Here is a 22833-nt window from a genome sequence, read left to right as displayed (position 1 = left end):
TCGTGTCGCTTCTCCTACCCCCTACCGGGGGCAACACCGGAGGCCCGGCAAAGCCGGTTCCTCGGTGTTCCCGATCTGACTAACGGGCGCCGCCCGAAGGCTGTTGTTATATGGATTCGCAGATCGCCCTTTTGCTGGGGCAGGACGGCATCGTCAACGGTGCCGTCTACGGTTTGATGGCGCTCGCGCTGGTGCTGGTGTTTTCAGTCACGCGCGTCATCTTCATTCCCCAGGGCGAGTTCGTCGCCTTCGGGGCGCTCTCCATGGCGATGCTGCAGGCAGGCCGCGTGCCGGCCACGCTGTGGCTTCTGCTGGTGCTGGCTGTCGCGGTGCTGCTGGTGGAGTTCTGGCGCTGGAAGCGCGGCGCGGTGGTCGACTGGGCCTCTGCGCTCGCGTGGTGCGTGGTGCTGCCGGCGGCGGCGGCCGCGCTGGTGCTGCTGCTCAAGCCGACATCGATGACGGGCCAGACGCTCGCCACGCTGCTGCTCATCATGCCGCTCGGCCCGCTGCTCTATCGCCTGGCCTACCGGCCACTGGCGGATGCCAACGTGCTGATGCTGCTGATCGTCTCGGTCGCGCTGCACGGCGTGCTGGTCGGCCTGGGCCTGCTGTTCTTCGGCGCCGAGGGTTCGCGCACCACGCCGTTCTCAGAAGCGCGCTTCGACATAGGCGGCATTCCGGTCACTGGGCAATCGCTGGTGGTGGTGGGCGTGACGCTGCTGCTGGTGATTGCCATGTTCCTGTTCTTCGGCCGCTCGATGGTGGGCAAGGCGTTGCGCGCAACCGCCATCAACCGCGTAGGTGCACGGCTGTCGGGCATTCCGACCGAACTGTCGGGCGACCTGAGCTTCGCGCTCGCGGCGCTCATCGGCGCCATCTCGGGCCTGCTGATCGCGCCGATCACCACGGTGTATTACGACACCGGCTTCCTCATAGGCCTGAAGGGCTTCGTCGCCGCCATCGTCGGCGGGCTCGCAAGCTATCCGCTGGCACTGGCCGGCGCGCTGCTGGTCGGCCAGCTCGAATCGTTCGCCTCTTTCTGGGCCAGCCCGTTCAAGGAAGTGCTGGTCTTCACCCTGATCATTCCCGTGCTGTGGTGGCGTTCGCTCAACAGCCATCATGTGGAGGACGAAGAATGAGCGCGTCTTCTTCGAACAACATTGCCGTGCCCGCACAACCCGAAGGCAAGCCGCTGGTCACGCCGCGCCAGCTCACGCTGGTGTGCGTGGTGCTGCTGGCATTGGCCTGGGGCTTCCTGCCCGAATTCACCGTCTCGGTGCTCAGCAACATCGGCCTGTATGCGCTGGTCGCGGCCGGGCTGGTCATGCTGACCGGCGTGGGCGGCATGACCTCTTTCGGCCAGGCCGCCTTCGTGGGCATGGGCGCGTATGCCACGGCGTGGATCTGCACGTCGCCCACCGCCGCCGCGTGGCTGGGCGGCGCGGTCAGCCCGGCGCTGCTGCCATGGGCCGGCCTGCTGCTGGGCCTGGTGTTCACCTTCGCGCTGGCCTGGGCGCTGGGTTCGGTCACGCTCAAGCTGCAAGGCCACTACCTGCCGCTGTGCACCATCGCCTGGGGCCTGAGCCTGTACTACCTGCTGGGCAACATGGACTTCCTGGGCGGGCAGACCGGCATCACCGGCGTGCCGCCGCTGGTGGTGGCCGGCGTGTCGCTGGCCACGCCGCGCATGCTGGGCGTGGTGATCTGGGCGGCGCTGCTGCTGGCGCTGTGGGCACTGCACAACCTGCTCGATTCGCGCGAAGGCCGCGCCATCCGCGCGCTCAAGGGCGGGCGGCTCATGGCCGAATCGATGGGGGTGGACACGGCACGCCACCGCATCAAGCTCTTTGTGCTGGCCGCGCTGCTCGCGGCGGTGTCGGGCTGGCTCTACGCGCACCTGCAGCGCTTCGTGAACCCGACGCCCTTCAACCTGAACATCGGCATCGAGCTGCTGTTCATGGCGGTGGTCGGTGGCGCGGGCCATCTGTGGGGCGCGGTGCTGGGCGCAACGCTGATCACGCTGCTGAAGGAAAAGCTGCAGGACATCCTGCCCGCGCTGCTCGGCAGCAGCGGCAACTTCGAAGTGATCGTGTTCGGTCTGCTGATGCTCTTCGTGCTGCAGCGCTTCTCCGATGGCCTGTGGCCCACGCTGGCGCGCATCGTGCGCCGCTGGGTGCGCGATGACTCGGCGGGCAAGGCCGCCGCAGCAGCAGCGCTCGTCAAGACTCCCTCTACCGTGCAGCTCGCACAACGCGCCCTGCCCCCTAGTGGCGAACTGCTTCTGCAAGCCAGCGACGTGAGCAAGCGTTTCGGCGGCCTCGTCGCCAACAACTCGATCTCGATGACGCTGAAGGCCGGCGAGATCCACGCGCTGATCGGCCCGAACGGCGCTGGTAAGAGCACCTTCTTCAACATGATCTCGGGCGTGGACGATCCCACCTCGGGCGAGGTGAAGCTCGCAGGCCAGTCGATGGCAACGAAGCCGTCGCGCGCCTTTGCCGCACTGGGCCTGGGCCGCACCTTCCAGCACGTGCGCCTGCTCGGCCAGCGCAGCGTGGTCGAGAACGTCGCGCTCGGCGCCCACCTGCGCGCAAAGCGCGGCTGGCTCGCGGCAATGCTGCGGCTGGACCGCGCCGAAGAAGCCGCGCTGATGGCCGAAGCCCGCAAGCAGATCGAACGCTGCGGCCTAGGCCCACATGCCGACACGCCCGCCGCATCGCTTTCTTTGGGACAGCAGCGCGTGGTCGAAATCGCCCGCGCGCTCGCCGGCCAGCCTTCGGTGCTGCTGCTCGACGAACCCGCGGCCGGCCTGCGCCATCTTGAAAAACGCGCCCTCTCGGTGCTGCTGAGCCAGCTGCGCGCAGAGGGCCTCGGCATCCTCGTGGTGGAGCACGACATGGAGTTCGTGATGAATCTCGCCGACCGCATCACGGTGCTCGAATTCGGCACCGTCATCGCCACCGGCACGCCCGCCGAAGTGCAGGCCAACCCGCGCGTGCTCGAGGCTTACCTCGGCGGCGCCGACGACGAACTGCTGGAAGACGCACGATGAGCCACCCTCTGCTTCAACTCGAGGACTTCTGCGTTGCCTACCGCACCGTGGAGGCGGTGCACAGCGTGCGCCTGCAGGTGAACGAAGGCGAGATCGTCACCGTGATCGGCCCCAACGGCGCCGGCAAGACCACGCTGCTGTGCGCTGCCATGGGCCTGCTGCAGTCCACCGGCCGGCTCTCGCTGGGCGGCGAGCGCATCGCTCGCCCCGGCGTCGAAACGATGGTGGCGCGCGGCGTGGCGCTGGTGCCCGAGCGGCGCGAGCTGTTCGGCGAGATGTCGGTCGAAGACAACCTGCTGCTCGGTGGCTTCTACCAGTGGCGCAAGGGCAAGCGCGACCAGCGTGCGCGCATGGACGAAATCTTCGAGATCTTCCCGCGCCTGCGCGAACGCCGTCCGCAGATGGCATCGACGCTCTCGGGCGGCGAACGCCAGATGCTGGCCATCGGCCGCGCGCTGATGGCGCGGCCCCGCCTGCTGATGCTCGACGAACCTTCGCTCGGCCTTGCACCGCTGGTGGTGCGCGAAGTGCTGCGCGTGGTGTCGCAGCTGCGCAGCCATGGCGTGTCGGTGCTGCTGGTGGAGCAGAACGCGCGCGCCGCGCTGCAGGTGGCCGACCGCGCCTACGTGCTCGAAATGGGCGCCGTGGCGCTCGAAGGCAAGGCGCGCGACCTGCTGCACGACCAACGAATCATCGACACCTACCTGGGCATCGGCAAGAAGGACTGACCCAGTCTTCGACCCGGCGCCATTGACCAAAGGACACGCACCATGACCACCACCCTCCAAAGCTACATCGCCGGCCGCTGGATCGGCCAGCAGGCCGCGCAGCAACTGCGCAGTGCCGTCAACGGCCAGCCCGTGGCAAGCACGCACGCCGAGGCCATCGACTTCGCCGAGGCACTGCAGTACGCGCGCCGCACCGGCATTCCCGCGCTGATGGCGCTCGACTTCCAGCAGCGCGCCGAACGCCTGAAGGCGCTGGCCAAGTACCTGGCCGCGAACAAGGAAGCGCTCTACGCCGTCTCGGCCCACACGGGTGCGACGCGCGCCGACAGCTGGATCGACATCGAGGGTGGCGCGGGCACGCTGAGCGCTTACGCCAGCATCGGCACCAATGAGCTGCCCTCGGGCAACCTCGTGCACGAAGGCCCGGCCTTCCCGCTCGGCAAGAAGGGGGGCTTCGCGGGTACGCACATCCTGGTGCCGCGCGGCGGTGTGGCGGTGCACATCGACGCATTCAACTTTCCCATCTGGGGCCTACTCGAGAAGTTCGCGCCCAGCTTCCTCGCGGGCATGCCCTGCATCGGCAAGCCGGCCACGGCCACCAGCTACCTCACCGAAGCGCTGATGCGCCTCATCGTGCAGTCGGGCATCCTGCCTGCGGGCAGCTTGCAACTCGTGATCGGCAGCACGGGCGACCTGCTCGACCGGCTCGAAGGCCCCGACGTGGTGACCTTCACCGGCTCGGCCGATACCGCTGCCAAGCTGCGCGTGCATCCGAACATCGTGCGCCAGTCGATCCCGTTCAACGCCGAGGCCGACTCGCTGAACTGCGCGATCCTCGCGCCCGACGTGACGCCCGACGACGAGGAGTTCGATCTCTTCGTGAAGGAAGTGGCGCGCGAGATGACCACCAAGGCCGGCCAGAAGTGCACGGCCATCCGCCGCGCGATCGTGCCGCGCCAGCATCTCGATGCGGTGGCCGAGCGGCTGCGCGCGCGGCTCGCGAAAACTGTCGTCGGCGATCCGTCACGCGAAGAAGTGCGCATGGGCGCCCTCGCCTCGCGCGACCAGCAAGCCGACGTGGCCGAACGCGTGGCCACGCTGCTGAAGGGCGCGGAACTGGTGTACGGCGAGCGCGACGGTTTCTCGCCGGTGGGCGACGGCGTGAGCGAAGGTGCGTTCTTCGCGCCCACGCTGCTGCTGAGCCGCAAGCCGCTCGAACACGACGCTGCGCACGATGTCGAGGCCTTCGGCCCCGTCAGCACGCTGATGCCCTACGACGGCATCGACGAAGCGCTGGCACTGGCCGCGCGCGGCCGCGGCAGCCTGGTGGGCACGCTGGTCACGCGCGACCCGGCCATCGCGGCCAAGGCGATCCCGGTTGCTGCCGCATGGCACGGCCGCCTGCTGGTGCTCGACCGCGAGGCCGCGGCCGAGTCGACTGGCCACGGCTCGCCGCTGCCGCAGCTCAAGCACGGCGGCCCCGGCCGCGCGGGCGGCGGCGAAGAGCTCGGCGGACTGCGCGCCGTGAAGCACTACCTCCAGCGCGCCGCGGTGCAGGGCTCGCCCACCATGCTGGCCGCCATCACCGGCGAGCACGTGCGCGGCGCGGCCGTGCGCGAGAGCGATGTGCACCCCTTCCGCCGCTACTTCGAAGACCTGCGCATCGGCGACTCGCTGCTCACGCACCGCCGCACCGTCGGCGAGGCCGACATCGTGGCCTTCGGCGGCATCTCGGGCGACTACTTCTACATGCACTTCGACGAGGTGGCCGCGAAGCAGTCGCCCTTCGGCAAGCGCATTGCGCACGGGTACTTCGTGCTGTCGGCCGCGGCCGGGCTGTTCGTGTCGCCATCGCCGGGACCGGTGCTGGCCAACTACGGCCTCGACACGCTGCGCTTCACCAAGCCCGTGGGCATCGGCGACACCATCCAGGCGCGCCTGACCTGCAAGCGCAAGATCGACCGCAACAAGAAGGACGCGAGCGGCCAGGGCCAGGGCGTGGTGGCATGGGACGTGGAAGTGACGAACCAGGACGGCGAGCTGGTCGCCAGCTACGATATCCTGACGCTCGTTTCCAAGAAACCCGAAACCACCTCCACTCCAGCCTCTACCTGATGTTCGATCTCACTGGCAAAGTCGCGCTCGTCACGGGCGGCAACGGGGGCATCGGCCTCGGCATGGCGCAGGGCCTTGCCAAGGCCGGCGCGCGCGTCATCGTCGCCGCGCGCAATGCGCAGAAGTCGGCCGCTGCCGTCGAAGCACTGAAGGCGCTGGGCAGCGACAGCTTCGCGCTCGAAGCCGACGTGAGCGACGAAGCCTCGGTGCAGAAGCTGTTCGACGACGCCGCCGCGCGCTGCGGCCGGCTCGACATCCTGGTCAACAACGCCGGCACCACCGTGCGCAAGCCGGTCGACCAGCTCTCGCTGGACGAGTGGCACAAGGTGATGAACACCAACCTCACCAGCGCCTTCCTGTGCAGCCGCGCCGCGCACCCGCACCTGAAGGCCGCGGGCGGCGGCAAGATCATCAACATCGGCTCGATGATGTCGATCTTCGGCGCGCCCTATGCGCCGGCCTATGCCGCGAGCAAGGCCGGCATCGTGCAGCTCACCAAGTCGACGGCGCTCTCGTGGGCGGCCGACAACATCCAGGTCAACGCGATCCTGCCGGGCTGGTTCGAGACCGAACTGACCGACGGCGCACGCAGCCAGGTTCCGGGCCTGTACGAGCGGGTGAAGGCACGCGCCGCCGCCGGCCGCTGGGGCCAGCCGGCCGACATTGCCGGCACCGCCGTGTTCCTCGCGAGCCCCGCGTCGGACTACGTGACGGGCACGGCCATTCCCGTCGACGGCGGGTTTTCCATTTCGGGCTGATGCCCGCGGGCCGTGTAAATTCGCCCGCCATGCTCTTCTGGATTCAGCTCTTCCTTTTCGTCGCCGGCACGGCCGCTTTGCTGTATGTGTCGCGCGGCCCGCTGAGCCAGCCCGGCTCGCACGGTTTCTACCGCTTCTTCGCATGGGAATGCATGCTGGTGCTGATCGTCGTGAACCTGCCCATGTGGCATGACGATCCGTTCTCGCCCAAGCAGATCGTCTCGTCGCTCTTCTTCGTGCTGTCGATCTGGCTGCCGATCCACGCGGTGCGGCTGCTCAAGGCGCAGGGCAAGCCGACCGAGGCGCGCAGCGACGACCCCGCGCTGTACGGTTTCGAGAAAACCTCAGCCATCGTCAGCACCGGCGCCTTCCGCTACATCCGCCACCCGATGTATACGGCGCTGATGCTGCTGGCGTGGGGTGCTTTTCTCAAGCAGTTCACATGGCTCACGCTGGCGCTGGTTGTTGCGGCCACGGTGCTGCTGTTTCTGACGGCGCTGCGCGACGAGCAGGAGTGCATCGCGCACTTCGGCGATGACTACCGTGCTTACATGCGGGGCACGCGGCGGTTTATTCCGTTTTTGCTTTAGCGGGCGGCCGAAGCTCGTCTCCGCGTGAGCGCCGTTCAGCAACGGCGTGGTGATGCCGAAGGATCGATCCGCTCGAGAGAGTGAGGGTCGAGTTCGCCAGGCCAGTCAGCAGGCGATAGCGCACTCACGCGGCCACTGCCGGGGTTGAAGGCGGGCAGGCGGCCAAGCATGTGACCCAATGGAACCAAGGCCAAGCGCAGCAGTTGTGCGCCCGTTTCCTTCAGGTCGTTGTGCCGCACCGCGACACCGAGCATCGCCATATGGACGCGCAGATGCAGAAGGAAGCGCGACTGCCCGATGACGTGTGCAAGTTCGAGCGCACGCCACCCTTGTGCGGTGTCGCCGTTTGCCAGTGCGGCGCGCGCGAATGACATTTCACGGTCAAAAGCCTGATGCTGAAGAGCTGGATTCATGCAGGCGATTGAAAGCCCCAAAGCCACTCCAGGGTCAAGAAGCAGCCTTGCGGCACGAGGGGTCGATGAAGCAGTCCACGAAGGCCTTTTCACACGCACGTCATCCTCAACCTTGCGGGATGCTGACCCGCCCGATCAGGTTCTGTTCACACGAGCCTCCTAGCATTCGTGCATGCTGCTCGCACGCATCCGTCGTTTTGCTGAGGCGCACTACAAGGCGTGGTGCGTTGCCGGCATCCTGCTGATCTTTCTGCAGCCGTTCATCGCAGTGCATTTCCGCTGCGACGGGCTGGAAGACGAGCCGATGCTGCGTTTGCGCAACCTCAGCGAAACCACGCAGTTCGAAGCCGACGACCGTGCGGATCATCCGTCCGACCGCGAGACCACGGTGTTCACCCAGGCGCCGGCGAGCATCGACCACCCCGATGCCTTCAAGCTCGGGCTGAACACGCTGATGGCGATGGTGCTGGCACTGCTGCCGCTGGCCGTGGCTGCCGCACGGCTGGTGATGCCCATCGTGCGCGAAGCACCCGAACACGTGCCGCCGCACGGTGGTGCCCCGCCTCTCTCGCAGCCCTGGCGGCTTCTGCCGCCCACTGCTGCACCACCTTCCGGGATCTGAGACACGACGCCTCGCGCGTCTGGTGGTCCGCTGCTTCGCGCTGCGGGCTCCTGCGTCCCTCTCGAAAGGTTTGACCATGTCCGGATTTTTCTGGTGCGCGCGCCGCACCGGGTGCTGTCGCACGCCCACTGTTTTCTCCAGCTTGCCGAAGAAGGTGGCGCCATGAATGCGCTGAACCTCACACTCTTTCAATGGCTCACGGCCGGCAGCCAGCCGACGCCGTGGGTGCTGTCGGTTGCATCGGCCTTCGCGCTCTGGGGCAGCTGGCTGTGCGCGGGCGTGCTCGTTGTGGCGCTGTGGCGGCATCGCGCCGACCGGGCCTACCTTTGCATCGTGGCAGCGCTCGCGGGCTTCGCATCGATGGCCTCGCACGCGATTGCGCTGTCGCTCAACGCTCCGCGGCCCTTCATGCTGGGGCTGGCGCCTTCGTACATCGAGCATGCGGGCCGCGGCTCGCTGCCCAGCACGCACGCGACGGTGATGTTCATGGTGGCGCTGGCCTTCCTGCTGCGCCCCAGCCTGCGCAGGCTGAGCGTGCCACTGCTGCTGCTGGCCGCCATCACCGGATGGGCGCGCGTCTACGTGGGCGTTCATTTCCCGCTCGACATCGCAGCCGGCCTGCTGCTCGCGGTCGCGATCGCAGGGCTGCTCGCCGCCGTGCAATGGCTCGCGCACCGGTTCATTTCTTTTCCGGCGTCGCACGCTGGCCGCGCGCGCGACGACAAGACAGCGGCCGCTTCTTTCTGGAGGCATCCATGATCTCCCCGAGCAACGCCAGCAGGCATTCGCGCGCACCGGCCAGGCTGCAGCAGGCCGAGGCGCCCGCACCACGCGCAGCCACGCCTTTCACTCCGCCGACCGGAGCGCGCAGCATCTCCTGTGTGATCCCCTGCTTCAACGAAGCGGCCAACCTGCGGCACCTGCTGCCATTGCTCGAAGACATCCTCTGGGCCACGCACATGCGCTGGGAGATCATCGTGGTGGACGACGGCAGCACCGACGACACCGCCGCGGTGGCCGAGGCGTGGTGCGAGCTCTCGGGCTTTCGCTGCATCTCGCTGTCGCGCAACTTCGGCAAGGAGGCCGCACTCACTGCAGGCCTTGCCGCTGCCACGGGCGATGCGGTGGTGCTGCTCGACGGCGACCTGCAGCACTCGCCGCAACTCATCCACACAATGGTCGCGCAGTGGGTGGCCGGCGCGGAGGTGGTGTATGCGGTGCGCGAAGAGCGCAGCGACGAGAGCCGCTTCAAGCAGATCGGCAGCCGGCTCTTCTACAGCCTCGTCAATTCGTCGGACCGCTTCGCCGTGCCCAAGGATGCGGGCGACTTCCGCCTGATGGACCGCAAGGTGGTCGATGCGCTCATGAGCCTTCCGGAGCGCAGCCGCTTCATGAAGGGGCTGTACGCCTGGGTGGGGTTTCGCGCAGTGGCGCTGCCTTACACGCCCGCACCGCGTGCGGAAGGCCGCAGCACTTTCAACGTACGCCGGCTGGTGCGCCTGGCCATCGACGGGCTCACTGCCTTCACCACCTGGCCGCTGCGCATGGTCAGCGTGGTGGGCCTGCTGCTGGCGTTGCCGGCCTTCGGCTATGGCGCCTTCGTGGCAATCGACCACCTGTTGTTCGGCAATGCCGTCTCGGGCTGGACCACCATCGTCGTGAGCCTGATGTTCTTCATCGGCATCCAGATGATCTCTACCGGTATCGTGGGCGAATACATCGCGCGCATCTACGAGGAGGTCAAGGGCCGTCCGCTGTATGTGGTGCGCGAAGAGCGCGGCACGGGGATCGAGACCGGCAAGCCATGAAGCAATTCGACTCTGCATGGCGGACCGTGCCCCGGCCGCTGTGGCTCATTGCCGCGCTCTTCGCGTGGCTGCTGGCCACCGCCTGGCTCCGTCCGCTGATGGCGCCTGACGAGGGCCGCTACGGCGGCGTCGCGCTCGCGATGCTGCACTCCGGCGACTGGCTGGTGCCTCGGCTCGACGGCCTGCCCTTCTTCCACAAGCCGCCGCTGTTCTACTGGATCGGCGCCGCCGCGATGGCGGTGACGGGGCCGGTGGAATGGGCGGCGCGGCTGCCGTCCGTCCTGGGTGGTGGCGCAGCGGCGGCTTCGCTGTTCTTCTTCCTGCGCCGATGGACGACAGTGCCGCAGGCGCTGCTGTCGACGGTGGTGCTGGTGACCACGCCCTTCTTCTTCCTGGGCGCGCAGTTCGCGAACCTCGACATGCTGGTGGCCGGCTGCATCTCTGCCACGGTGCTTCTGGCGGCCGGCGCCGCAATGGCGAAGGAGCGCCGGGAACCATGGCGGGCGCTGCTTGCGGGCGCCTACCTGTTCGCCGCGGCCGGCTTGCTGGCCAAGGGCCTGATCGGCCTCGTGCTGCCCGCGATGGTGATCGCGATCTGGTGCGCGGCAACGCGCAGGCTCGCAACACTGCGGCTCGCGTTGTGGCTGCCCGGCTGGGCAATCGTGCTGGCGGTGGCCGGCCCTTGGTTCATCGCGATGCAGATGAAGTACCCGGAGTTCTTCGACTACTTCGTCATCACGCAGCACTTCCGGCGCTTTGCTTCATCGGGCTTCAACAACGAGCATGGCTTCTGGTTCTACCTGCCGGTGCTCGCAGGCTTCACGCTGCCTTGGTTCGCGTGGGTGTTCGTGCCCAGGGGCAAGGACGGCACCGCGCGCCCCCGGCTCAGCGATGTCGACTGGTTGATGTGGATCTGGCTCGCAGTCATCGTGGTGTTCTTCTCGCTGCCGCGCTCCAAGCTCGTCGGCTACGTGCTGCCTGCCCTGCCGCCGCTGGCGTACCTGATCGCGCAGCGCGTGCTCGCCGGCCGCGTGCTGGAGACGCTGCTACCCAAGGTGCGCGTAATGGCGCTGGGGGCCGCCGCCGTGTGCATCGCCTGCGTGGTTGCCATTTCGATCCTTTCATCGCCGCCGGGCACACGGCTGCGGCTGCCGGTCGGGCAGGCGGCGGCGCCCGGCGACCAGGTGCTGATGCTCGACAGCTATTACTACGACATTCCCTTCTACTGGAACCTGCGCGGGCCGGTATTGGTGTCGGACGACTGGAAGGCGGCAGCGCTGGACACCCGCGACAACTGGCGCAAGGAGATCTCCGACGCCGGCCGCTTCGAGCCGGAGCGCGCGGCCCGCACGCTGATCGACCACTCGCAACTCGCGGCGACGCTGTGCGTGCCCCGCACCACATGGCTCGTCGCTTCGAACACGGCGCAGCTCATGCATCCCTGGCTCTTTCGCATGCAACTGGTGGCAGTGAACGACGGCGCCGCCGTCTGGCGTTTCGCAGGCAGCGCCACGAACGACCCGCACTGCCTTGATGCCGCACCCGCCCCAACCTCCGGAACGAACGGCGATGAGTGAGGCCTTGCGCTACCTCTGCATCTGCGCGGACGACTTCGGCATGAGCGCGGGCATCAACTCCGCCGTGTTCGATCTGGCCGAGCAGGGAAAGATCTCCGCGGCCAGCTGCATGGTGCGACGCGATGCCTGGCTGACCGGAACGAGGATGCTGCGGCGCATTGACCCGGCGCGGTTCGATACCGGCCTGCATCTGGACCTCACGCGGCCCGCCCGTGCTGGTGGCACCGAGCCCGGGCTCTTGGGGCTGCTCGCACGGACGTACACGCGCACGGTGTTCGCACCGGGGCTGCAGGCCGACATCCGCGACCAGCTGACGCGCTTCGAGGACGCCATGGGCCGCGCGCCCGCCTTCGTCGACGGGCACCGGCACGTGCACCAGTTTCCGGTCGTACGCGATCTGCTGGTGGAGGAAATCGCGCGGCGCTATGCCACGTCGCCGCCCTGGATCCGCAGCACGGCGCCGGGCTTGCGCCAGGGCCCCGAGCGGCTGAAGGCCCGGGTCATCCACGCACTGGGTGGCCCGCAGTTGGCCGCACTGGCCGCGCGGCGCGGCATTCCCGTGAGCACCCGCCTGCTGGGCGTCTACGATTTTTCGGGCGACATGCAGCAACACGAGCAGCGCCTGTCCGAATGGATCTCGGCATGCAATACCGGCGACGTGCTCATGTGCCACCCCTCCGCCGGCATCGAGCCGGGCGACCCGCATGGCGCTGCCCGGTTGCGCGAGTACGCATTGCTGCGAGAACTGGTGCTGGCGGCGCAGGACGGCAGCAGCGGGATAGCGCTCGCGCCGCTCTCGCAACACCTGCAGCGAGGCTGACAAGCCGGTCGCGTAACATCCGCGCCACCCTCCCTCCGCGCCCCGCCCAATGCCCTCCCCGAAAAGCGCCGCCTTTCCCTCGGCGGTGCAAGCCGCCCTCCTGTTCGTGGCGCTGTTCCTCTGCGAGTTCGTCATTGGCGCAGCGCTGCGCGACGCCAACGGATGGCTGGAGCTCAACACCATGCAGATCGGTGTGCTCGCAGCCGTGCTGGGCAACGGCTGCGTGTTCGCGGTGGTGATGCACGCCCAGAAGCTCACGTACCGCGAGCTGTTCCACCAGTCGCCGGCTTCCGCCGGGGCAGTGCTCATGCTCGTGGTGCCGCCTGTGCTGCTGCTGGTGCCCGCGCTGCTGCTGACGATTACTTCCGCGCTCAACCTGCTGATGCGCGTTGTTCCGCTGTCGGCCTGGGAAGAATCGATGTTCAGCCGCATGGCCGACGGCAGCATCGCCGCCGTGCTCGCGGTGTGCGTGCTGGCGCCGCTGCTGGAGGAAATGCTGTTCCGCGGCATCGTGCTGCGCGGCTTCCTGCAGCGCTATCCGCGGGGGCAGGCGATCTTCATGTCGGCACTGTTCTTCGGCGCGGCGCACATGAACATCTACCAGTTCGTGGTCGGCTTCGTGATGGGCACTGTGCTCGCATGGCTGTACGAGCGCACGCGCTCGCTCATTCCGTGCATTGCGCTGCACGCCGCCTACAACACAACCACCTTGCTGCTGGCCGACTGGCTGGACGCTGCGTCGCCCTCGCGCCTGCTCTGGGCCGTGCTGCTGGCACTGGCGGCAGCCGTGTGCGGCGTGCTGGCCTTGCGGGCGATGCTGGTGCCGCGCGCGGCACGGGGCACTTCAGCCTGAACTTCTTCTAGCGAGACAGCGGCGGCAGTGGCTGCGCGTCGACTGCATCGCCATCGACGATGAAGTGCCCGCCCGCCACGTGGTGCAAGGTGCGCAGCTCGTCGTGCCCAGTGAAGTTCCAGCGACCGTTGGCAAACACGCGCTCATCGGCCTGCGCGGCGATCACCTCGCCAAGGAACAGGTCGTAGCGCTGCTGGATCGAGGGCTCGGGCAGCAGCCGGCATTCGAGCCAGGCCGCGCAGCCTTCGAGCAGCGGCGCATCGGTGGCCGTGCCCGCGAAGGTCTCCAGGCCATAGGCGGCGAACTTGTCCTGCCCCGACTTCTCGACGATCTCGCGGCCAGAGCTGTTGCCCAGCGCTTCGGTCAGGTCGAGCTGCGCACGCACCGGCACCTGCAGCGCGAAGCTGCCCGCGCCCTCAAGCAGCACACGCGTCCAGGTGCTCTTGTCGAGCACCACCGCCACCTTGGGCGGATCAAAATCGAGCGGCATGGCCCAGGCTGCCGCCATGATGTTGCGCTGGCCGCCATGCGCGGCACTCACCAGCACGGTGGGGCCGTGGTTCAGCAGGCGGTAGGCTTTGTTCAGTGCAACGGGCTGGCGGTGGGAGGCGGTCATGGACGAGGTTGCTCGGGTTAGGGGCATACGCGGGAGGAGACGGTGGCCGTGTGGATGCGGCCACGGCGAAATCGTACCTGTCATGGGCTTGGCTTGTATCGCACTGCAGCATTCCACCGAAGCAGGTCCAACTCCGGGGCTGTGAGGCGCAGGACCATCCCGCCCCTCCTCGAATCACAGGTATCTGCGTGGCTATACTGCGCGCCGTCACGTCAAAAACAGGCGTGATCGGGATTGGCGTCCCGTGCAATCACTGCGACGCAAGCCGCAGTTTCTCCGCAGAGTCTGCGGCTTTGTCGTTCGTGCCTCCAGTTTTGGCGGCTCGACGGGAGGGCTCGCGCCCTGCCGGTTTCACGCAAGTGATTGCCCGGTACGCCAACCCGTCGAGCTGCCGCCCTCAATTGGCGTTGAGTGCGTCGGTTTCAGCAAACCGCAATCACTTGGAGGCCATTCATGGCTGCATCCGCTCGCGCGTCCGCGCACCTTCACTCACTTCCCGAATCTTCTGAAGCCGCCAGCGTTGAATCGCTTGCGCTGCAAGCATGCGATGACATCGACAGTCTTCACGAGGTGCAGCGTGCGTACGTAGGTCTCGAAAAGCTCATCGTTTCACAGGGGGTGAACGATACCGAAGAGGTTTATCCGACACGCACCGAACTCAGCGCGCTGGTGCGGGTGGTTAATGAAGAATTGCAGCGGCGGATCGAAACAGCCGACACCACGATGCAGTCGTTGCGTGTCGCCTTGAGCGAAGGCGGTACGCACTAGATGTGAAACGCCGCCAACCCACCCACCACAAGCCCCGCAGCCGCCACGCCGAACATCGCTCGCTCAAGCCATTTCTTCTTCGTCAGCAGCGCAATGGCAGCCAGCGCAATCGACACCTGCAGCACAGTAGTAGCCTGAGCCCACCGATGGTGCTGATGCATCTGCTCATCAGACTGCGCATCCCACCGGCTCGCCTCCGCCTCCAGCTTCTTCGCCTCGGTCTGGATGTCGGTCTTCTCCTGCTCGTAGCGCGCTACTTTGACCTGCCAACCCTGCCTGCGGGTGTCGTCGGTCGCGGTGTCGCGCGCGAACTCGGCCAGCGCCTGCTTGGTGCTCTTCGACTGGAAGTAATTCCACTGGTTAGATGCCTCGGTCTTCTTGATCGCGGCGTTGTTCTTGTAGAGGCCGGCGTTGGCCTGCGTGGCCCCGCCCATGTACGAGAAGATCGCGCCGACGGTGGCGATCACGGCGGTGCACACCGCGATCTTGCTCGTCATGCTCATGCCGCCGGAATGCGCTGCTGCTGCGTCGTCATGGCCACCGCCATGGCCGCCTGATGCAGCGTGTTCCAGTTCGTGGTCGTGCGGGCCGTGCACGTGAAAGCCGTGTCCTGACATGGGATCCTTGCTGAAATATGGTTTTTAGGGCGCGCGAGAGTATGCACGGTCGCGCGCCGGTATCCCGCTGCGCCGTCAGGTTCCGGTCCGCTACCCATTGCCAGCATGAAGCGACAACAACAAACTTGCCCATGACCGCAGAAACTCCCCCGATGCCCACGCCCACGACCGCCCCACACCGCCCCGGCCTTGCCGACGTCGTCGCGGGCGTCTCCATCGCGGGCCTGCTGCTGCCCGAGGCGGTCGCTTATTCGGGCATAGCGGGGCTGCCACCGCAGGCCGGCGTGATCGCGCTGTTCGCGGGGCTGCTGGTGTACGGCCTCTTCGGCAGCAGCCGCTTCGCGATCGTCTCGGCCACCTCGTCTTCCGCCGCGGTGCTGTTCGCGGCCACGATGTCGGTGACGGGTGTCGATGCGGTCACGCGGCTTGCGTTGGGCGCGGGCATCGTGCTGCTGGCCGGGGTGTTCTTCGTGATTGCGGGCATCGCCCGACTCGGCGCTGTGTCTAGCCTGATCGCCAAGCCGGTGCTGCGCGGCTTCGCACTCGGGCTGGCGCTCACCATCGTGGTCAAGCAGTTGCCCAAGGTGCTCGCGGTGCAGCCGGCGCACAGCGATTTCTTCCGCCTTGCCGCGGGGCTGGTGGCCGAATGGCGGCATTGGAATCTTGCGGGCGCGGCCATGGCGCTTGTCGCGCTGGTGCTGCTGCGCGGCCTGGCACGATGGCGCGCGGTGCCGGCGGCCCTGCTGGTGATCGTGGCCGGTATCGTGCTCGACGTGAGCGGCCTGTGCCATGCCTGGGGCGTGGCGGCGGTGGGGCCGATCTCGCTCGACTTCTCGCACCCGGGTGTGCCGCAGCTCGACCGGGAACAGTGGCAGAGCCTCGGCGGGCTGGCCTTCGCGATGGCGCTGATCCTCTATGCCGAGTCTTACGGGTCTATCCGCACCTTCGCGATGCGCCATGGCGACAACGTGTCGGCCAACCGCGACCTGCTGGCGCTCGGCGGTGCGAACCTGCTGTCGGCGCTGTTCCAGGGCATGCCGGTGGGCGCGGGCTATTCGGCCACGTCGGCCAACGAATCGGCCGGCGCGAAGACTCGCGCGGCCGGCATCGTGGCAGGGCTGGTGGTGCTGGTGGCGGTGCTCACGCTGCTGCCGTGGATCGCTCACACGCCCGAGCCACTGCTGGCGGCCATCGTCATCCACGCGGTGAGCCACACGTTGAGCCCGGCGGCGCTGCGGCCGTATTTCCAGTGGCGGCGCGACCGGCTGGTGGCGCTGGTGGCGATTGCCGCGGTGCTGCTGCTGGGCGTGCTCAACGGGCTGCTGGCTGCGATCGGCGTGAGCCTGCTGTTGCTGCTGCGCGGCTTCTCGCGCACCACCGTGAGCTGGCTCGGCCGGCTTGGGCAGAGCCACGACTTTGTAGACACCGCGCGCCACCCCGAAGCCGTGGTGCCGCCGGGCGTGCTGATCGCGCGGCCCGATGTGCCGCTGTTCTTCGGCAATGCGGATGCAGTGTTCGCATCGATCCGCGCACGTATCGACGCGACGCCGGGCCTGCGGCGCATGGTGCTGAGCCTGGAAGAATCGGCCGACCTCGACGCGACGAGCATCGAGGCGCTGTGCGACTTCGCCGCATACGTGCGGGTGCGCGGCCTGCGCCTGTCGCTGGCGCGCGTGAAGGACGACGTGCGCGATCTGCTCGCGAAGGTGAATTCGCCCGACCTGCATGCCGAGGTGTACGCGCCCTGGAGCGTCGACGATGCGGTGCAACCAGAAAACAGGACACCACGGTCTTCTTGATCACCTGCCGTCGGAGGCAGCGTGTTCAACCGTGTGGATTTCAGCTCTTGGGGGGTGGCTTGGGCTCGCGGCTTTCCCGCAGAGTTTTAAGCCGTGGTTTCGCCTGACCTGGTGGAATCCGACCTTCTGCCTCCAGTCGCTTGAGGCGCCGTTCATCTGCCCGATTGAGAGCATCTTTGAGCAGTGCCATCTTGCGATCGTTGCAGGGTTCGCAGTCGTAGTAGCTTCCGGGATCAGTCGTGGGCCCAAGCGCCTCGTCCAACTCCGCGGTACTGATTCTCCCCGTGGGCTCAATGCCGATAGCGAGGATTTTTCCGTTCTTGAATGTAACGAGCGCACTGCCCTCGCATCCGGTTTCTTGCGCCTGCGGCACGAGATACGACCTCTTTGAGACCCTCCGCATATGACGTAGCGCATAGAACACATCTTCGACGGTCAAAACAACATCCTGACAATCTAGAAAATCTTTGTTCTCCCACGCTGTTTTCCCCGACGGGTTGTCGATCTTGATCGACTTTACGAAGGCTGCCGGATAGCGCTTGTCTGCCGCGTGAACTGACAGGGCCATAGCTACGGTAGCCAGCGTTACCGCAAGAACGATGACTTTTCTCATGGCGTCGGGACCACCAGATTCCAATTCGCACCTTGTGCCTCGGTCGTATTTTTTCTGCTGGCTTCTGGATGTCGAAATATCTCGCTCGGTGCGATCTGCATGGAGTCCTCGAGCGCCTTGACAAGCCACGAGAGTGCTTGGTTCTGGGCGGTGGTCGGCGTGTCGTATACACCGTACCGTCCTCTCAATTCATCCGTGGAGAGTTTGTTGTTTCGTGGTACCTGGAACCCTGCTGGTAGTCTGGCCCTGCCCACCATCTCGATACCAATGCCCTCCATGTTGCCTGGATACCGGTCGCTAGGTGCCCTGCGCATCTCGATGCGATGCATCGGATCCACCGCGTTCACGCCCGCAGGGTAGTCTCGCGGAGAGCACTCCCGGTGATCAGGCACCTCGCCTTCAGTGGCCCGACATGGTTCGTGCGCTGGTAGATCGCGGCGGTCTGGTAAATAGTTCCATCGGTGTCGACAAGAAAGTGCGCGCCATTGGCCTTTGGGCGTTTGTAGCTGTTCAGCGAGGATGCTGAAGTGTCCGCATCGGTCTGGTGCACAACGATGCCTGTGATCGTGCTCGTACGTCTACCGCGTTCGATCGCAGGGCTGCGCGCATTGCGGACTTTCGCGTGAATGATCATTCCATCCGTGTCAATTTGAATTGCCATACGGCCTCCCGGAAATTAATTTCTCGTTGTTGATGTGGGTACCCCGGAACATGCAAGTCATCGACCTGCAGGCTTGCTTCGATGCACCCGCCCAGGATGATATCGACCCGAACATTGATTTGTTGCGGCCCGAGTTGCCGCTTTTCTGCGTCACCGCAGACGCAGTATTTGCGTCAATCAGCGCAACGCCGCCTGCCGCCTGAATTCGCTCGGGCTGCCGCCCGTGTGCTCGCGGAACACTCGGCTGAAGTGCGAGAGGTTGCCGAAGCCCGAAGCCAGCGCGATGTCGGTAATCGACCTTGCCGCGTTTGCTGGGTCGAGCAGTTCGCGGATGCTCGCGGCCAGTCGCCGGTGCTGGATGTAGCCATTCAGCGTTTCGTCGTCGTCCGCGAAGGCGCTGTGCAGCAGGCGCTTGCTGCTGCGCAGGGCCAGCGCCATGCGCATCCTGGTCGACAACGCGGTGGCCGATGAATTCGTCGCGAAGTTCGCGGCCCGCGCGCAGGCACTGCCGCTCGGCGATCCGCGCGAAGCTGGTGTGCGGCGGCAAGGCCCAGAACACGCTGATGCCCGCCACCGTGCTCGACCATGTGACGCCCGCAATGGAGATCTACCACGAGGAATCCTTCGCGCCGGTGAAGGCGGTGGTGCGCGCGAGCGGCGTGGAAGAAGCCGTGGCCATTGCCAACGACAACGAGTTCGGCCTTTCATCGGCCGTGTTCGGCAGCGACGTGGCGCGTGCGTGGAACGTGGCGCAGCGCATCGAGTCCGGCATCTGCCACGTCAACGGCCCCACGGTGCACGACGAGGCGCAGATGCCCTTCGGCGGTGTCAAGGCATCGGGCTACGGGCGCTTCGGCGGCCGGGCCGGCGTGGAGGCCTTCACGGAACTGCGCTGGATCACGGTGCAGACGACGCCGCGGCACTACCCGTTCTGAAAGAACGCTTCAGCCCGCCAGGAAGTCCGGCTGGCGAAACTTCTTTTCAAGAAATTGCCCGTTGGCCACCAGCGCGGCCGCGTCGCTCGAAGCGACGTTGGCGACGATCTCGCGCAGCTTTGCATCGAGCAGGCCCAGTTGCTCGCCGAGCAACTGGCGCGCGGTCTTGCCGTCCTTCACCGCATGCGTGATGCGAAAGGCCGGCGGCAGCGCGACGTAGTTGGCGAGCGTTTCAGGCAGGTAGCGCAGCACGGTCTCGCGCACGGTGAACAGGTCGTCGCCATGCGAGCCCGTACCGACGAGGCGCGGCAGCACCTCGCCCACCGAGCCGCGCACGTTGTCGAGGCTCTTGCGCATGTCTTCGGTGAGGTGCGGCTGCGCCTGCGCGACCACGCGGTCGAGGCGCTCCAGCGTCTGCTCGACGCTGAGGCTGTCTTCGATGCGGCGTTCGAGTTCGGGTGCCCTGCGGCCCAGCAGCCAGCCGGCTACGTACAGGCCGGCGGTGATCAGCAGCCACCCGGTGTCGATGACGCCGGCAAACAGCAGTGCCGGCCCCAGCAGCGCCAGCGCGCAGCCGAGGATGTTGCCGTTGCCGTAGAGAAACAGCAGCGCGCGCAGTTTGAGCGAGCGCTCCGGCATCACTGGTAGCCCCGGATTTCCTTGAACACCTGCCCCAGCTGCAGCTTGCGGCCGTCGAACTCGCGGCCGCCAGAGAGCTGCGCGATCTCCTGCATCTCGCTCACGTTGGCCTCGCCGAAGAGGATGGGGAAGATGCGCGCGGGCAGGCCGCCCGCGGCATAGCGCTCGCGGAACTCGCGCGGCTTCAGGCCCGCGTTGTTCTCGCCGTCGGTCAGCAGCACGATGCTCACGAAGCGGTCAGGCTCGCGCTGCTGTTCCTTGCGCGCCACTTCTTCAGCGGCGGCGAGTGCCGAATAGATGGCCGTGCCGCCGTTGGCCGTCATCGCGTCGGCCTGCTCGCGCAGCGTGGCGCGGGCCGCATCGATCCGGTCGGCATCGAAGCGCACCCACACCGGCTCCTGCACCTCGGTTGAGAAGGTGATGAGCACCACGCGCTCGCGGCTCTGGAAGGCGCTGTAGCGAGCGCTTGCGGTGGTGGCTTCGTCAGCACCCGACAGCAACTTGAGCGCCTCGCGCATCGAGGCCAGTCGCTTGCCCGCCATCGAGCCGCTGAGGTCGAGCACGAAGATCGAGGTGGCGGGCTTGCGCCATTTCGACTGGTAGATGCCGAGCACCGCGTCGATCACCTCCAGCCGGTTGGGAAAGCCCAGCTCGGCCACGGCGGCGGTAGGCAAGGCGCCGGCGGCGGCAACCTCGGGGTTGGCGGGGCGCAGAAAGGCAGTCGAGAGTGCATCGCGCTGGAACGGCGCGGCCTTCAGCGTGGCGACGAGCTGGGTGTAGGCCTCGCGCTTGTCGGCGTTGAGCAGCATCAGCGGGTAGTCGGCCGAGATCATGCCGTCGCGCGGGTAGATCAGCGTGAGCTGGTCGGCGGCGGTCAGCTTCTCATTGGCGCGCAGGATCACGGCTTCGTAGTTGACCATCGCGTCGATGGCCGACGGGTCCTTGATGTAGGCATCGGCCAGCCAGCCCGAGCTGCCGGCGGTGAGCTTCTGGCCGGAGAGAAAGGCCTTCAGCGTTTTCTCGTCCACGTCCTGGGCGGCCAGGTCTTCGGTCTTGCCCGCGAGCGCGGAGGCCACGGCGAACAGCGCGCTCATGCCGGTGTTGGAGCTGGTGGCATTGGTCATGCCGTAGCGCAGCTGGCCTGCGCCCGCGGCCTTCGCAATTTCGGCCCAGCCTGGCGGTTTCTTGTTCCACCCGAGCTGCGCGGCCTTGGCGCTCTTCACGCCGAGCGCGATGCGCGAATAGAAGAGCTTGTCGCGCGCCAGCGGCTTGGTCTGCAGCGCGAGTGCGGGGTATGCGCCGTTGGGCGGCAGGATCGCGTCGAAGCGCTCGCCGGCGTTGATGCGCTCGACGATGTCGAGCGTGCCGGCGTACGAGAGCTTCACGTCCACGCCGGCCGCCTTCGCGGCGGCAACGATGGGGGCTTCGAGGTCCTTGAGTTCGGAGCCCGCGAGGATGGTGAAGGTCGCGGTGGCTTGCGCGGCCGGCGCGGCGTTCATCGCCTGTGGCGGCTCTTCCTTGCCACAGGCCGCGAGGCCCAGCACCACAGCCGTCAGAGTCAGCAGCCGGGTCAGCAGGCTCACAGCGCGACCTCGCCGCGCGGCGACTGCAGCGCCTCTGTCGTTTCCTGGCGGCGCACGCGGTCGAGATAGGTGCGGCTCTTGGCGACTTCATTCGTCAGCGTGTCCACCGTGGTCTGCATGGAGTCGAGCGCCTTGCTCTTGAAGTCGGCGATCGTGTCCATGGTCTGGTAGATGTTGGCGAAGGCCTGCTGCAGCTTGGCGATCTCGATGGTGCTGGAGGCCGCCTGCTGGTGGATGGCACTGCTCTGGTCGCGCAGCATCTCGCTGGTGCTGGCAATGAGGTTGCCGGTGGTGGCGTTGAGCGCGCTGATCTGGTCGAGCACCAGCTTCTGGTTGGACAACGCCTGCGCCACGATCACCGCGGTGCGCAGCGCGGCCACGGTGGTGGTGGTGGCGCGGTCCACGCCCTTCATCAGCTCCAGGTTGTTCTTGCGGATCATGTCCAGCGCGAGGTAGCCCTGGATGTTCACCGCGAGCTGCGTGAGCAGGTCGGTGACCTTCTGGCGCGAATAGAACAGCATTTCCTCGCGGATCACGCGGGCCTTCTCGGGGTCGGTGGTTTCCAGCGCGCGGGCCTTGGCGTCGAGCTGGCCGTCGAGGGCCTTGCCGATGTGCACGTATTTCTCGAGCCGCTCCATCAGCGTCCAGAGGTTGACCTTTTCCTGTTCGATGGCGGTGTTGTCGCGCAGCAGCTCGTCCTTGCCGCGCTTGAGCGATTCGATGATGGCGTTCAGATGCGTCTGCGACGACTGGTAGCGCTCGAAGTAAGCGAGCAGCTTGTTGCCCAGCGGAATGATGCCGAGCAGCTTGCGCGCCGAGAACAGGTCGCCCTGCTTCGAGGGGTCGAGGTCTTCCACCTGGTGGCGCAAGTCGATCAGCGACTGCCCGATCTGCGCGCCCTTGTCGAACAGCCCGTTGCGCAGCGAACCCACGGGCCGGTCGAGCATGCGGTTGGAGACCGATGCAGAGGCCTCGATGTCCTTGTTGCCCATCGAGTGGACGCGCTCCACGGCCTCTTTGAACTGCGGATGCTGGCTGTCGTGTGCGGTGATGTCGTCGATGAAGCGCGCCACCTGCGCGTCGAGCTCGGCTACGTCCTCGGGCTTCAGGCGCACCTTGCCGCTGGCCGACTCGACCGGCACCAGGGCAACGGGCGCGGGCGGTTCGAGCGTGAAGGCCTGCGGCGGCTGCAGGTCGATGGGCGCGGGGGCCGTTGCGGTGGTGGTGGTTGCGGTGACAGGCGCGTTCATGAATGCGTTCCTTGGT

24 protein-coding genes and 1 pseudogene are annotated in these 22833 nt (G+C 66.8%); 16 read left to right on the top strand and 9 right to left on the bottom strand.

Going from position 1 to position 22833, the window contains the following annotated elements; translation table 11 throughout:
• Positions 1–110 precede the first annotated feature (110 nt).
• From BLV60_RS01580 to BLV60_RS01555, 6 genes are read left to right on the top strand one after another with little or no spacing between them, the layout of a single operon-like run.
• Positions 111–1139, top strand: a complete 1029-nt coding sequence (locus BLV60_RS01580) for a branched-chain amino acid ABC transporter permease (protein WP_093048826.1) — start codon at positions 111–113, stop codon at positions 1137–1139.
• The gene (locus BLV60_RS01575; RefSeq protein WP_093048824.1) at positions 1136–3052 is read left to right on the top strand and encodes a branched-chain amino acid ABC transporter ATP-binding protein/permease; all 1917 of its coding nucleotides are present in this window, start codon (positions 1136–1138) and stop codon (positions 3050–3052) included. The genes BLV60_RS01580 and BLV60_RS01575 overlap by 4 nt, the downstream gene beginning before the upstream one ends.
• Complete coding sequence (locus BLV60_RS01570) at positions 3049–3780, top strand: ABC transporter ATP-binding protein (RefSeq protein WP_093048821.1); 732 nt, start codon at positions 3049–3051, stop codon at positions 3778–3780. Before BLV60_RS01575 ends, BLV60_RS01570 begins: the two co-directional genes overlap by 4 nt.
• Before the next feature lie 42 nt (positions 3781–3822).
• Positions 3823–5895 (top strand): phenylacetic acid degradation bifunctional protein PaaZ, encoded by a 2073-nt coding sequence (paaZ, locus tag BLV60_RS01565; protein WP_093048818.1) that lies wholly within the window; start codon positions 3823–3825, stop codon positions 5893–5895.
• Positions 5895–6653, top strand: a complete 759-nt coding sequence (locus BLV60_RS01560) for an SDR family NAD(P)-dependent oxidoreductase (protein WP_093048815.1) — start codon at positions 5895–5897, stop codon at positions 6651–6653. Before paaZ ends, BLV60_RS01560 begins: the two co-directional genes overlap by 1 nt.
• 29 nt (positions 6654–6682) lie before the next feature.
• Entirely contained in the window at positions 6683–7243 is a 561-nt protein-coding gene (locus tag BLV60_RS01555; RefSeq protein ID WP_093048812.1) for a methyltransferase family protein, read from the top strand.
• 35 nt (positions 7244–7278) lie between these two features.
• Here the strand turns inward: BLV60_RS01555 and BLV60_RS01550 are convergent, their stop codons facing one another.
• On the bottom strand, positions 7279–7656 hold the full coding sequence (locus tag BLV60_RS01550) for a DUF3703 domain-containing protein (RefSeq protein WP_093048810.1): 378 nt from the start codon (positions 7654–7656) through the stop codon (positions 7279–7281).
• A gap of 172 nt (positions 7657–7828) precedes the next feature.
• On the opposite strand from BLV60_RS01550, the gene BLV60_RS01545 reads away from it, so the two are divergent.
• The 6 genes from BLV60_RS01545 to BLV60_RS01520 all read left to right on the top strand — a co-directional run bounded on the left by BLV60_RS01545 (position 7829) and on the right by BLV60_RS01520 (position 13336).
• Complete coding sequence (locus BLV60_RS01545) at positions 7829–8278, top strand: hypothetical protein (RefSeq protein WP_093048807.1); 450 nt, start codon at positions 7829–7831, stop codon at positions 8276–8278.
• Positions 8279–8440: 162 nt separating this feature from the next.
• Positions 8441–9037: a phosphatase PAP2 family protein gene (locus BLV60_RS01540; protein WP_093050325.1), complete on the top strand. Its 597-nt coding sequence runs from the start codon at positions 8441–8443 to the stop codon at positions 9035–9037.
• Positions 9034–10086, top strand: a complete 1053-nt coding sequence (locus BLV60_RS01535; protein WP_176928692.1) for a glycosyltransferase family 2 protein — start codon at positions 9034–9036, stop codon at positions 10084–10086. Before BLV60_RS01540 ends, BLV60_RS01535 begins: the two co-directional genes overlap by 4 nt.
• Positions 10083–11663 carry an ArnT family glycosyltransferase gene (locus BLV60_RS01530; RefSeq protein ID WP_093048804.1) on the top strand — a complete coding sequence of 527 codons (1581 nt, stop codon included), beginning with the start codon at positions 10083–10085 and terminating at the stop codon, positions 11661–11663. Before BLV60_RS01535 ends, BLV60_RS01530 begins: the two co-directional genes overlap by 4 nt.
• Complete coding sequence (locus BLV60_RS01525) at positions 11656–12483, top strand: ChbG/HpnK family deacetylase (protein WP_093048801.1); 828 nt, start codon at positions 11656–11658, stop codon at positions 12481–12483. The genes BLV60_RS01530 and BLV60_RS01525 overlap by 8 nt, the downstream gene beginning before the upstream one ends.
• A 49-nt stretch (positions 12484–12532) precedes the next feature.
• A complete protein-coding gene (locus BLV60_RS01520; protein ID WP_093048799.1) occupies positions 12533–13336 on the top strand; it encodes a CPBP family intramembrane glutamic endopeptidase in 804 nt (267 codons plus the stop codon).
• A 7-nt stretch (positions 13337–13343) separates the two neighbouring features.
• Here the strand turns inward: BLV60_RS01520 and BLV60_RS01515 are convergent, their stop codons facing one another.
• Entirely contained in the window at positions 13344–13952 is a 609-nt protein-coding gene (locus BLV60_RS01515; protein ID WP_097199919.1) for a flavin reductase family protein, read from the bottom strand.
• A 453-nt stretch (positions 13953–14405) separates the two neighbouring features.
• Between BLV60_RS01515 and BLV60_RS01510 the strand changes: the two genes are divergently transcribed.
• Positions 14406–14720: a hypothetical protein gene (locus tag BLV60_RS01510; RefSeq protein WP_093048793.1), complete on the top strand. Its 315-nt coding sequence runs from the start codon at positions 14406–14408 to the stop codon at positions 14718–14720.
• Here BLV60_RS01510 and BLV60_RS01505 read toward each other — a convergent pair.
• Entirely contained in the window at positions 14717–15337 is a 621-nt protein-coding gene (locus BLV60_RS01505) for a DUF4337 domain-containing protein (RefSeq protein WP_093048790.1), read from the bottom strand. The genes BLV60_RS01510 and BLV60_RS01505 overlap by 4 nt on opposite strands.
• 131 nt (positions 15338–15468) lie before the next feature.
• On the opposite strand from BLV60_RS01505, the gene BLV60_RS01500 reads away from it, so the two are divergent.
• Positions 15469–17136, top strand: a complete 1668-nt coding sequence (locus tag BLV60_RS01500) for a SulP family inorganic anion transporter (protein ID WP_093048787.1) — start codon at positions 15469–15471, stop codon at positions 17134–17136.
• 40 nt (positions 17137–17176) lie between these two features.
• Here the strand turns inward: BLV60_RS01500 and BLV60_RS01495 are convergent, their stop codons facing one another.
• Both BLV60_RS01495 and BLV60_RS34825 read right to left on the bottom strand, forming a co-directional pair.
• The gene (locus BLV60_RS01495) at positions 17177–17749 is read right to left on the bottom strand and encodes a hypothetical protein (protein ID WP_093048784.1); all 573 of its coding nucleotides are present in this window, start codon (positions 17747–17749) and stop codon (positions 17177–17179) included.
• Positions 17746–18410 (bottom strand): annotated as a pseudogene (locus BLV60_RS34825) (N-acetylmuramoyl-L-alanine amidase). Before BLV60_RS34825 ends, BLV60_RS01495 begins: the two are co-directional and overlap by 4 nt.
• Positions 18411–18460: 50 nt before the next feature.
• On the opposite strand from BLV60_RS34825, the gene BLV60_RS34280 reads away from it, so the two are divergent.
• Complete coding sequence (locus tag BLV60_RS34280; protein WP_176928691.1) at positions 18461–18613, top strand: hypothetical protein; 153 nt, start codon at positions 18461–18463, stop codon at positions 18611–18613.
• On the opposite strand, the gene BLV60_RS01485 is transcribed toward BLV60_RS34280, so the two are convergent.
• A complete protein-coding gene (locus tag BLV60_RS01485; RefSeq protein WP_256328798.1) occupies positions 18588–18866 on the bottom strand; it encodes a helix-turn-helix transcriptional regulator in 279 nt (92 codons plus the stop codon). The genes BLV60_RS34280 and BLV60_RS01485 overlap by 26 nt on opposite strands.
• A gap of 11 nt (positions 18867–18877) precedes the next feature.
• Between BLV60_RS01485 and BLV60_RS01480 the strand changes: the two genes are divergently transcribed.
• Positions 18878–19345 (top strand): aldehyde dehydrogenase family protein, encoded by a 468-nt coding sequence (locus BLV60_RS01480; RefSeq protein WP_093048778.1) that lies wholly within the window; start codon positions 18878–18880, stop codon positions 19343–19345.
• 9 nt (positions 19346–19354) lie between these two features.
• On the opposite strand, the gene BLV60_RS01475 is transcribed toward BLV60_RS01480, so the two are convergent.
• Genes BLV60_RS01475 through BLV60_RS01465 form a run of 3 tightly spaced genes read right to left on the bottom strand, consistent with a single transcriptional unit; the run spans position 19355 to position 22817 of the window.
• Complete coding sequence (locus BLV60_RS01475) at positions 19355–19984, bottom strand: hypothetical protein (protein ID WP_093048775.1); 630 nt, start codon at positions 19982–19984, stop codon at positions 19355–19357.
• Positions 19984–21567, bottom strand: coding sequence for a vWA domain-containing protein (locus BLV60_RS01470; RefSeq protein ID WP_256328797.1), 1584 nt, complete (start codon positions 21565–21567; stop codon positions 19984–19986). Before BLV60_RS01470 ends, BLV60_RS01475 begins: the two co-directional genes overlap by 1 nt.
• Positions 21564–22817, bottom strand: a complete 1254-nt coding sequence (locus BLV60_RS01465; protein WP_093048773.1) for a toxic anion resistance protein — start codon at positions 22815–22817, stop codon at positions 21564–21566. Before BLV60_RS01465 ends, BLV60_RS01470 begins: the two co-directional genes overlap by 4 nt.
• Positions 22818–22833 lie beyond the last annotated feature (16 nt).

It is taken from the genome of Variovorax sp. YR634 (assembly GCF_900106655.1).
GTDB lineage: Bacteria > Pseudomonadota > Gammaproteobacteria > Burkholderiales > Burkholderiaceae_C > Variovorax.
The sequence above is the reverse complement of the archived record's forward strand: the minus strand, read 5'-3'. Positions and strand labels throughout refer to the sequence as shown.

Coding starts and splice junctions, on each gene's coding strand:
- BLV60_RS01580 (WP_093048826.1), top strand. CDS start 111: ATGGATTCGCAGATCGCCCTTTTGCTGGGGCAGGACGGCATCGTCAAC.
- BLV60_RS01575 (WP_093048824.1), top strand. CDS start 1,136: ATGAGCGCGTCTTCTTCGAACAACATTGCCGTGCCCGCACAACCCGAA.
- BLV60_RS01570 (WP_093048821.1), top strand. CDS start 3,049: ATGAGCCACCCTCTGCTTCAACTCGAGGACTTCTGCGTTGCCTACCGC.
- paaZ (WP_093048818.1), top strand. CDS start 3,823: ATGACCACCACCCTCCAAAGCTACATCGCCGGCCGCTGGATCGGCCAG.
- BLV60_RS01560 (WP_093048815.1), top strand. CDS start 5,895: ATGTTCGATCTCACTGGCAAAGTCGCGCTCGTCACGGGCGGCAACGGG.
- BLV60_RS01555 (WP_093048812.1), top strand. CDS start 6,683: ATGCTCTTCTGGATTCAGCTCTTCCTTTTCGTCGCCGGCACGGCCGCT.
- BLV60_RS01550 (WP_093048810.1), bottom strand. CDS start 7,656: ATGAATCCAGCTCTTCAGCATCAGGCTTTTGACCGTGAAATGTCATTC.
- BLV60_RS01545 (WP_093048807.1), top strand. CDS start 7,829: ATGCTGCTCGCACGCATCCGTCGTTTTGCTGAGGCGCACTACAAGGCG.
- BLV60_RS01540 (WP_093050325.1), top strand. CDS start 8,441: ATGAATGCGCTGAACCTCACACTCTTTCAATGGCTCACGGCCGGCAGC.
- BLV60_RS01535 (WP_176928692.1), top strand. CDS start 9,034: ATGATCTCCCCGAGCAACGCCAGCAGGCATTCGCGCGCACCGGCCAGG.
- BLV60_RS01530 (WP_093048804.1), top strand. CDS start 10,083: ATGAAGCAATTCGACTCTGCATGGCGGACCGTGCCCCGGCCGCTGTGG.
- BLV60_RS01525 (WP_093048801.1), top strand. CDS start 11,656: ATGAGTGAGGCCTTGCGCTACCTCTGCATCTGCGCGGACGACTTCGGC.
- BLV60_RS01520 (WP_093048799.1), top strand. CDS start 12,533: ATGCCCTCCCCGAAAAGCGCCGCCTTTCCCTCGGCGGTGCAAGCCGCC.
- BLV60_RS01515 (WP_097199919.1), bottom strand. CDS start 13,952: ATGACCGCCTCCCACCGCCAGCCCGTTGCACTGAACAAAGCCTACCGC.
- BLV60_RS01510 (WP_093048793.1), top strand. CDS start 14,406: ATGGCTGCATCCGCTCGCGCGTCCGCGCACCTTCACTCACTTCCCGAA.
- BLV60_RS01505 (WP_093048790.1), bottom strand. CDS start 15,337: ATGTCAGGACACGGCTTTCACGTGCACGGCCCGCACGACCACGAACTG.
- BLV60_RS01500 (WP_093048787.1), top strand. CDS start 15,469: ATGACCGCAGAAACTCCCCCGATGCCCACGCCCACGACCGCCCCACAC.
- BLV60_RS01495 (WP_093048784.1), bottom strand. CDS start 17,749: ATGAGAAAAGTCATCGTTCTTGCGGTAACGCTGGCTACCGTAGCTATG.
- BLV60_RS34280 (WP_176928691.1), top strand. CDS start 18,461: ATGCAAGTCATCGACCTGCAGGCTTGCTTCGATGCACCCGCCCAGGAT.
- BLV60_RS01480 (WP_093048778.1), top strand. CDS start 18,878: ATGAATTCGTCGCGAAGTTCGCGGCCCGCGCGCAGGCACTGCCGCTCG.
- BLV60_RS01475 (WP_093048775.1), bottom strand. CDS start 19,984: ATGCCGGAGCGCTCGCTCAAACTGCGCGCGCTGCTGTTTCTCTACGGC.
- BLV60_RS01465 (WP_093048773.1), bottom strand. CDS start 22,817: ATGAACGCGCCTGTCACCGCAACCACCACCACCGCAACGGCCCCCGCG.